Origin of the sequence: Novosphingobium sp. Chol11, assembly GCF_900218065.1 — a bacterium.
Taxonomy (GTDB): Bacteria; Pseudomonadota; Alphaproteobacteria; order Sphingomonadales; family Sphingomonadaceae; genus Sphingobium; species Sphingobium agri.
Window position 1 is genome coordinate 77809 of the sequence record NZ_OBMU01000004.1, and the last position, 8876, is coordinate 86684.

8 protein-coding genes are annotated in these 8876 nt (G+C 61.1%); 4 read left to right on the forward strand and 4 right to left on the reverse strand.

What is annotated here, in order from left to right:
* Both NCHOL11_RS16815 and NCHOL11_RS16820 read right to left on the reverse strand, forming a co-directional pair.
* The coding region (locus tag NCHOL11_RS16815; RefSeq protein ID WP_097093749.1) for an NAD(P)/FAD-dependent oxidoreductase at nt 1-954 on the reverse strand (954 nt) is incomplete at its 3' end.
* Between the two features lie 25 nt (nt 955-979).
* Nucleotides 980-2224: an MFS transporter gene (locus NCHOL11_RS16820; RefSeq protein WP_141397904.1), complete on the reverse strand. Its 1245-nt coding sequence runs from the start codon at nt 2222-2224 to the stop codon at nt 980-982.
* An 83-nt stretch (nt 2225-2307) separates the two neighbouring features.
* Between NCHOL11_RS16820 and NCHOL11_RS16825 the strand changes: the two genes are divergently transcribed.
* Nucleotides 2308-2877 carry a TetR/AcrR family transcriptional regulator gene (locus NCHOL11_RS16825; protein WP_097093751.1) on the forward strand — a complete coding sequence of 190 codons (570 nt, stop codon included), beginning with the start codon at nt 2308-2310 and terminating at the stop codon, nt 2875-2877.
* 37 nt (nt 2878-2914) lie between these two features.
* Here NCHOL11_RS16825 and NCHOL11_RS16830 read toward each other — a convergent pair whose 3' ends face one another.
* Entirely contained in the window at nt 2915-5233 is a 2319-nt protein-coding gene (locus NCHOL11_RS16830) for a TonB-dependent receptor (protein ID WP_255254890.1), read from the reverse strand.
* Nucleotides 5234-5413: 180 nt separating this feature from the next.
* Between NCHOL11_RS16830 and NCHOL11_RS16835 the strand changes: the two genes are divergently transcribed.
* Both NCHOL11_RS16835 and NCHOL11_RS16840 read left to right on the forward strand, forming a co-directional pair.
* On the forward strand, nt 5414-5788 hold the full coding sequence (locus NCHOL11_RS16835) for a RidA family protein (protein ID WP_097093752.1): 375 nt from the start codon (nt 5414-5416) through the stop codon (nt 5786-5788).
* 48 nt (nt 5789-5836) lie between these two features.
* The gene (locus tag NCHOL11_RS16840; protein WP_097093753.1) at nt 5837-7438 is read left to right on the forward strand and encodes a GMC family oxidoreductase; all 1602 of its coding nucleotides are present in this window, start codon (nt 5837-5839) and stop codon (nt 7436-7438) included.
* 272 nt (nt 7439-7710) lie between these two features.
* Here the strand turns inward: NCHOL11_RS16840 and NCHOL11_RS16845 are convergent, their stop codons facing one another.
* The gene (locus NCHOL11_RS16845) at nt 7711-8343 is read right to left on the reverse strand and encodes a tyrosine-type recombinase/integrase (RefSeq protein WP_097093754.1); all 633 of its coding nucleotides are present in this window, start codon (nt 8341-8343) and stop codon (nt 7711-7713) included.
* A gap of 197 nt (nt 8344-8540) precedes the next feature.
* Between NCHOL11_RS16845 and NCHOL11_RS16850 the strand changes: the two genes are divergently transcribed.
* Nucleotides 8541-8876 (forward strand): hypothetical protein (locus NCHOL11_RS16850; protein ID WP_097093755.1); only part of this gene is annotated, 336 nt, incomplete at its 3' end.

The window sequence follows — 8876 nt, forward strand, 5'->3', positions numbered from 1 at the left end:
CGCGTCATGGGCTCCGCCGACCCGCGGGATCGATGAAAGGATGAGGCGGCCATGGCGATCGCGGACCATCGGATTGAGATCGATCGGCGCCTGCGCAAAAGTGCCGCCACCGGGGAGAATATGGTCCAGCGCCCCGGCCGGCAGCGGCCTGGTGGTGAGGGCATAGGCGGTCAGCGGATAAAAGGCTTTCCGGAATGCCGGTTCGATCCCTGTTGGATAGGCATTGGTGCAGAACACGATGCGATCCGCCAGCACGCTGCCTGTCCGCGTGCGGATGCGCCAGCACTCACCTGCCCGCTCCAGCGCCAGCGCCTCGCTGTCGCCATGAATACGCGCCCCGAGCCGCGCGGCCACTGCGACCATGCCATTGGTGAAGAGATAGGGATTGATACGGCCGCCATCTTCGAACAGCACGCCATAAGGATAGGCGGCCGATCCGGTACGGACCTTCATGTCATCCCCTGATATGCGGACCAGCCTTTGCAAGCCATTCTCTTCCAAATAGGAAAATTCCCGCAGAAATCCTTCAAAGGCCCGCCGGGTCTTCATCCCGTTGATATAGCCGGAGCGGACGGCATCGCAGTCGATCGCATAGCGGGCAGCCAGATCGAAGGGGATGGTGTGATGTTCGCGGAACAGGTCCAGAAATCGCCGGCCCTCGTCCGGAAAACGACGGAACACGCGCATGTCCCGCAGGATCGGGAGGACATGCCCGGCGTTGCGGCCCGATGCTCCCCAGCCGGGCTGGCGTGCCTCCAGCACGGTGACTGGAATACCCGCTTCCGCTAGATGCAGCGCGAGGGATGACCCTGCAAGGCCAGCGCCGATGACAGCGACGTCGGTGGAAACCATTTCCGTCAGCGCGGGCCAGTTGGGCGCGAGACCTTGCGGCTTGGTCCAGCCACTGGCGGATATCGGAATCTCGCCCCGATCGAAGGCGGCTCTGTTCTGCATCTACTCAATCTCCAGGGAAATTCTGTCAGTTGGCGCGTGCTGCCTTGGCCGCCACGAACGGGGCGCTGCGGCAGAAAAGCGAGGCGACGCTCGCCAACAGGGTCAGCATGCCAAGGCAGAAGACCGGCAGGGCATAGCCCCCGCTCGCCTCATAGGCCCATCCGACCGCGACCGGCGCCAGTGCGCCGACAAAGCCGTTGATTGTGAAGATGATCCCCAGCATTGCGGGATAGGCGCGCTGGCCGATCATCTCTGTCAGCAGCATGGATCCCGCCTGAGCCGGCAAACCGGCCACGCAGCCCCAGAGCATGATGAAAAGCGCGATCGCCGTCCGGCCCTGCCACAGAGGATCGCCGCCCACCCCCAGCAAGGCTAGCGTGCCCGCTGCCTGCAAGGCGAGGATGACGGGCAGGAGGATGCGGGCGCTGATCCGGTCGGAGATCAGTCCGCCGATCAGGAGTCCCGGTAGGCTCATGAAATTGGCGACGCTGTAGACGGTGACCGCGTCCGCCTGATTAAAGCCGCTGTGCCGAAGATAGGCGATCAGGTTGAAAAGAACGGCATTCAAGGACAATTGGCTGATCGTGAGGACGATGGCCAACAACCAATAGCCGGGCTTCCTCAGAGCCTGTTCTCTTGTCAGACCGAGGTTCTCCGCACCATCTCCGTCGGAGGCGCCGCATCGGCTGCACGGAAGTACATACACCAGCCCTGCACATATCACGCCCGCCGCCGCGCCGATGGTCCAGAATGTCTCGCGCCAGCCCAATGCCGCGATCAGCCGCCCGCTGATCATCGGCATGGTCGCACTGGCAAGCGCGCAACCGCCGATGAAGAGCGCAATGGCCAGCCCCCTGTGCCGGTGGAAGCTCTGCGCGATGACCGCGATGCCCGGCACGATCGTGGCCATGCCGACACCAAGGCCCGCCAGCGCCATCGCCGCCATGAAGAACGTTAAAGTCCCGGTGAAGCCTGCCGCGACCCAGCCGCAAACCGCCATGCCAACACCAAAGGCAAACAGCCGCCGGATGCCGACTGCCCGCATCGCCCGGCCAACGAACAGATTGCCCGCGCTCATGCCGAGCAGCAGCGCTACCGGCCCCGCGCCGATTTCGGCTTCATCCCAGCGGAAAAGGGGCTGCATCACAGACATATAGACGGTGAGCGACGTCAGCATGCCGCCAATCAGGAGGAAGCCGATGACGGACAGAACCACCATCACCCCCCACGGATCCGAGCCAAGGGGGACACTGCCTTTGCCGTACTTCACCACGTATTTCCTTCATTCCGATTGCCTGTGGCATCGGGCGATTTGCCCTTGAGTCTGTTGGCCGCGGCTCGATAAGAGGGCGCATGACACGCGGCAGCATTCGCCCTGGTGGGCGCACGGAAAGGGTCAGGCAGACGGTTGCCGCCACCGTCTTGCAGTTCATCAAGAACGGCGAGACCGAGTTCACGATGCAGGACGTCGCGGAGCATGCGGGCATTGCGCGCTCGACCCTTTACGCCCGCTGGGCCACGCGCGAAGCGTTGATCGTCGAAGCGCTGACGGCGCATAATGCGGCCTTTCGGGTGAAACCGCGTCACGACTGGCGAGAGCATCTGCATGTCATTGCCATCGCCTTTCGCGACTTTTCGGCTCGGCCCGACGAAATCGCCATCAACGGCTTGGTCGCCCATCTTGGCTCCGGCTTCGTGAATGAGGAAACGCTGCGCCAGTGGCGCGCGATCGCCGAAGAAATGGTCGGCCCACTCGATGTCGCCAAGCAAGAGGGCAAGATCCGTGCGGAAGTGAACACGCTGATGGTGATCACGACCCTGTTCACTTCGATCGCGGGCCTGATCGTGATCGCCAAGGACCAGCCGTCCGATGCCTATGTGCGCCAACTTGTCGACCTGCTCATTGCCGGTTGCGAAGCATGAGGGGCCGCGATGAGCGCCGCCCCGTCCCGGTAGAGCGTCAATAGCTGAGCTTTGCGTCCACGCCGAAAGTCCGCTTCTTCTTGAAGGAGGCGCTGCCATAGCCAAGACTGCCGAAGTCGATGCCGAAATCGATATTGCGGTCGTTGGTCAGATTGTCGCCCCAGAAGCCCAGGTCCAGCCTGCCACCGCCGACCGCAATATCGCTCAGCGAGATACGGGCGCGCAGATTATGGTCCGGGCGTGATCGGATATCGCGATTGAAGGGATTGATCCGGTTCAGCGTGAACCAGTAGACGGTGCTGCGATAGGAATAGTCGGCACGCAGCGACAAGGTGCCGATGCCGAATTCGTGGTCATATTGCGCGCCAACATGGGTGTTTAACTTGGCGGTCTGTGACATGCGTGCTTCGGAGGCGACGTTGATCACCGCGTCGGTGATGGGATCGCGGTAGAGATAGCTCTTATATTTGGGTGAGGTATAGCCAACCGAACCATCGATCGTCAGGCCAGGGACAGGGACGGCGGTGAGTTCGGCTTCCACCCCGCGATAGGCGACGCGACCTGCATTGGCGATGGTCGATGTTGCCCCGCCGGTACCCGCCAGAAATTGCGGGATCTGCAGATTTTTATAATCCACATAGAAGGCCGACAGATTGGTGCGCAGGCGGCGATCAAACCATTCGGCCTTCACGCCGGCTTCATACGATATGGCCTTTTCCGGCGCGAAGATGTTGATCTCCGAAGCGGACGGATTGATGCCGCCCGCGCGGTAGCCGCTCGATACGCGGGCATAGGTCATCAAGTCCTGACGCAGCTTGTAATTGGCGGAGATCAGCCAAGAGAAGTTATTATAGGATACCAGACCGTCGAGGTTGGGCTGCACATCACCGGCAAGCGTCAGCCATTTCCTGTCCTTTGTATAACGAGCGCCGCCGGTCAGTTCCAGATCGCTGCTCGGCGAATAGCTGAGCTGGCCGAAAACGGCATAGGAACGTGCCTTGCCATGAAATGCCTGGAGTGGCGAAAGATTTACACCCGCATCGCCCCCGGGAAGCACGAAGGTCAACTGTTGATAATTGGCTTCGGATGACTTTTCATGAAAATAGAAGGCGCCGCCGACATATTTGAACGCCCCGGCTTCGCCCAGCAACTGCACTTCCTGAGAAAACTGACGCTGACGCTGCGTAGTGTAGCCGTCATAGGGCGTCACCGGCTGGACTCCGGTGGGCAGGACGGTGCCGTCGACGAACAGCAGCGGGCTCAAGGTGAAGCCAAGCAACTGTCCGTTGCCCGACAGGCCGTTGGCGCCATCCTGGCGATAGGCGCGATAGGCCGTGATCGATTTGATCGCGAGGGCGGGCATAAGCTGATGATTGAGCGTCAGGGCATGGCCGTAGACCCGCGCCTTGACGCTGAAGGTTGGGTTACCATTGAGGTCCATGGCCGGTTGGTGTTCACCCCGGCGCAGTCCTTCTGGCCCGATCTGAAATGCTGAACCGCCGAGAGCTTGGGAACTTCCATAATAGGTACGAACATCATCTGTTGCATTGATGACCTGGAAGAAGGTCGGGGCGCCTTCACGGACATTATAATCGAAACCGTAATTGACGGTTAGCTTGCCGAAATCACCCTGGACAGCAGCGGTGACGGCATCGCTGTTGAGGGCGCCGGGGTCCTTGCTCGACGGAGCCAGGCTATTGTCGAAATAGCCGTTTTTCTGCCGATGCATGTAGGAGACCGTAGCTTTGATCGGCATGTTGCCGATCAGGCCGGTGTCGAACCGCGCGCGGGCGAACCAGTCGTCGAACGTGCCATAACCCGCTTTCCCCTCAAAGCCCGGATCGTCGGTGGGCTTGCGGCTGACGAGCTGGATCGCGCCGCCCACACTGTTGCGTCCGAACAGCGTGCCCTGGGGGCCGCGCAGCACTTCGATGCGCTCCAGATCGACCAGGTCAAAGATCGCCCCGGCCGATCGCGCGATATAGACGCCGTCGAGGTAGATGCCGACGCCCTGTTCCGACACTGCACTGGGCGACGCGTTGCCGATGCCGCGAATGAATACCGACGCGGCGGTGATCGACGCGGGCTGCGCGCTGATGCCAAGATTCGGGGTGAATTGCGCCGTCGCCACCACATCGCGGATATTAAGCTTGTCTAGCATTTCGCCGGTCAGGGCGGTCACGGCCACCGGTGTTTCCTGAAGATTTTCGCGCGTCCGCCGCGCAGTCACGACAATGGTGCCGAGCTGAGCATCGGCCTGGAGCACCGGCTTTTCCGCCGCCCCAGCCGTATCGCAAATCGCGCTCAACGCCGCGCCAGAAAGCAACAAATTGCGCGATAAACGCCGTAACATCATGACATTCCCCTCTCTTTGCGTAGCCGGTTCGGCTTATCACTCCTGATTCTTTGCATGCTGACACAGAGTTTCTGCACAAACAAGACATTGTGTAGTGTTTGTGCCCGAGCTATACGATCGCGCTGCCGTCGCTGATCGCGCCCGGCGCCCGCAGGTCACGGAAAAAAGGAGAGGGAAGACATGTCCGATACCGATGCCGCCGCCAGCTATGGCTATTGCGAGGCACGCATCGCTGGCCGCATCCTATTTTGCTCAGGCCAGATCGGCATAGAGGTCGACGGCAGCGTGCCGCCCGACCCGTCCCGCCAGTATGAGCTGGCCTTCACCGCGCTGGGGGAGGTTCTGCGCCGCCATGGATGCGGTGCTGGCGATATCGTGGATCTCACCTCTTTCCATGTCGGCTATCCCGCGCACATGGACGGTTTCATAGCCGCGAAGTCCGCGTTCATGCAGGGCGAGAACACCTGCTGGACTGCGATCGGCGTCAGCGCGCTGGGCCATCCCGGCTCGATCGTCGAGATCAAGGCCGTCGCCCTGCTGCCACACGCCTTATAGCGCCCACTTTCCCCCGCATTTCCATTCCTCTCCTCTTGGAGCGACCACATGCAATCAGGCACGGAATTTGACTATATTATCGTGGGCGCGGGATCGGCGGGATGCGTTCTTGCCAACCGGCTTTCCGCCGATCCGCACGTTCGGGTCCTCCTCCTCGAAGCGGGCGGGCGCGATCGCAACCCCCTGATCCATATTCCAGCCGGTTTCTTCCCGATGCTGCAAGGTGGGATGGCAAGCTGGCACTATCAGACCACGCCCCAGCGGTATCTCGACAATCGCATTTTGGCTGATGCGCGGGGCAAGGTGCTCGGCGGCAGCAGTTCCATCAACGGCATGTGCTATAGCCGTGGCAGTCCCGAGATTTTCGACCATTGGGCGAGCCTCGGCAACAGCGGCTGGTCCTATGAAGAGGTGCTCCCCTATTTCACGCGCGCCGAGTGCAGTGCCCATGGCGAAGACCATTTCCATGGCGGCAGCGGCCCCTTACCGGTGGCGCGCGCGGAGATCCGCAACTCCGGCCAGCGGGCGTGGATCGAAGCCGCGCAGCAGGCTGGCTATCCCTATAGCGACGATCATAATGGCGCGGCGCCAGAAGGATTTGGGCCCTCTGAACATACCATCCGCAACGGCCGTCGGATGAGCACCGCCGTTGCCTATCTGCATCCGGTGGGGGGGCGGCGAAACCTCACCGTCTGCACAAGAGCGCATGTTACCCGCCTGCTCTTGAGCGGCCAGCGCGCTGTCGGCGTCGAATATCGACAGGGCGGGGAGACCCGCCAGGTCCACGCCGCCCGCGAAGTGATCGTGAGCGGGGGCACATTCCAGTCCGCCCAGTTGCTGATGCTGTCCGGCATTGGCGAAGGCGATCATCTGCAATCGCTTGGGATCAACACCGTCATCGACCTCAAGGGCGTCGGCCAGAATCTCCATGACCATATCGGCACGCAGGTCCAGATCGGCTGTCCTGAGCCCGTCTCCGATTATAAATTCGCGACCAGTCCGGTGCGTATGGCGGCGGCAGCCTTGCGCTACATGGTTACGCGCCGCGGCCCGCTGGCGAGCAGCGGCACCGATGCGGTTGCCTATCTGCGCTCGGGCGCGCCGGGGCATGATGAACTCGACCTCAAATATTATTTCCTGCCGATGCTGCTGGGCGCGGGCGGCAGGCCGGTGCGCGAGCATGGCTTCACCAAGCTGGTGATCCTCACCCGACCGGAAAGCCGGGGCGAATTGAAACTGCGCTCCGCGGATCCCACGGACCAGCCGCTCATAAATGCTAATTATCTTGCAGAGGAACGGGATCGGGATGCACTGCGCCGGGGCATCCGGATCGCGCGCGAGATTTTGGCGCAGCCCGCCTATGCCCGTTTTCGGGGACAGGAATATGCGCCCGGCGATGCCTGCGTGAGCGACGCTGATCTGGACGCTTTTTTCCGCAGCACCTGCAACGTCAATTATGAAGCGGTCGGAACCTGCCGCATGGGGCAAGATGCGCTTGCTGTCGTGGATGCGCGGCTGCAGGTACATGGGATGGAGGGGCTGCGGGTCGTCGATGGATCGGTCATGCCGCGCATCACCACTGGCGATCCCAACGCGACGATCATCATGATCGCGGAAAAGGCCGCCGACATGATCCTGGCCGGGGATTGAGGACGAAGGGAGAGATTATATGCATCGTCGGCGCAGGTAGAATACTTCACACAGGTCGAATGCCATTCAACTGAGCGTGTCGTTTTCTCTTGCGCATGACCAAGGCGAGGGGCGTCGTTCGAGATGCAGGTGGCCCTGCGAACTGACAAGCACGCGTGACTCGTAACGTCCGCTTTCAGGAACGGGCATTTTCTCCTTGAAGGGTCAGAAGGGGCGCAGAGCCGACGCGATATAGGTCCTGGCTCCTCGCGAGGGCAAGGAGCCAGGCAATCTCAGATTTCTGTGCCCTCTGCCAACGTGAGGGCGTCCTCGACATCCACACCCAGGTATCTCACTGTGCTTTCAATCTTCGTGTGCCCGAGCAGGATCTGGACGGCCCGGAGATTTCCGGTCGCCTTGTAGATGATCGATGCCTTGGTCCGCCGCAGGGAGTGGGTGCCATAATCCTCACTGGGTAAGCCAATTCCTTTGACCCACTCATCGACAAGGCGGGCATATTGCCGTGTGCTGATGTGGGCCGCGTGGTCGGTGCGGCTGGGGAAGGCGTAGTCCTCCAGGGATCCACCCCGGAGTTCGAGCCACTTGAGGAGGCTGGCGCGAGCATCGTCCATCAGCTCAAACTGAACTGGCCTTCCGGTCTTTTGCTGAACCACGGTGGCTCGCGTTCGAATTTTTCTATCACAAACTATGTCGCTGATTCTGATCTTCACTAGGTCGCAGCCGCGCAGCTTGCTATCGATGGCGAGATCAAAGAGGGCCCGATCCCGAATGCGTCCATGCTGGTCGAGGAAGAAACGGACGGCCCAGATCTGACGGGGTTTGAGCGCGCGCTTCGCCCCCACCTTGCGTCCGGCGTTCCAAGATACTCGCTCGCGAGCGGCGGGATCAAATTCTGACAATCCCATGACACGTCTCCTAAGGCCATGATGGCCACAGGTAGAACGCTTCAGAGTAGGCCGACCCTTCGCGGTCGTTCACCAATAGATTTTCCATCCCCGACAACGGACAGTCCGCTAACCACATCGGGCACGGCAGATGCCGGTATGGTCATGCCAGCCCGACCACGATAGACGGACGAAATTCAGACAAAACAGGTGAACGCGTGGCCCGAAAGCATTTCAAACATGGCCCTTACGAGGATGATCATGGCGAGGAAGAAGCCCCTGCGGTAGCACCCTCATGCTGGCTTTGTGGCCAGTCCACCGGGAAAGCCATCGTCTGGCATCACCCCGTGCCCAAGAGCCCTGGCGGGCGCGATGTCGTGCCGATGCATCCTATCTGCCAGAAGACGCTGATCGCCAATTTCACCAATTCCGAACTCCAACGCCATGGCCTGTATGTCGAGGCCCTACTGGCCAACCCCACCATCCGTAAATTTGTCGACTGGGTTGCCAACAAGGACGCCGATTTCACCGCAACCATAGTCAAGAAGCAGCGC

Bases quoted from the DNA above. Each gene is read 5' to 3' on its own strand.
- NCHOL11_RS16825 (WP_097093751.1), top strand. From the start codon at position 2,308: ATGACACGCGGCAGCATTCGCCCTGGTGGGCGCACGGAAAGGGTCAGG.
- NCHOL11_RS16830 (WP_255254890.1), bottom strand. From the start codon at position 5,233: ATGATGTTACGGCGTTTATCGCGCAATTTGTTGCTTTCTGGCGCGGCG.
- NCHOL11_RS16835 (WP_097093752.1), top strand. From the start codon at position 5,414: ATGTCCGATACCGATGCCGCCGCCAGCTATGGCTATTGCGAGGCACGC.
- NCHOL11_RS16840 (WP_097093753.1), top strand. From the start codon at position 5,837: ATGCAATCAGGCACGGAATTTGACTATATTATCGTGGGCGCGGGATCG.
- NCHOL11_RS16845 (WP_097093754.1), bottom strand. From the start codon at position 8,343: ATGGGATTGTCAGAATTTGATCCCGCCGCTCGCGAGCGAGTATCTTGG.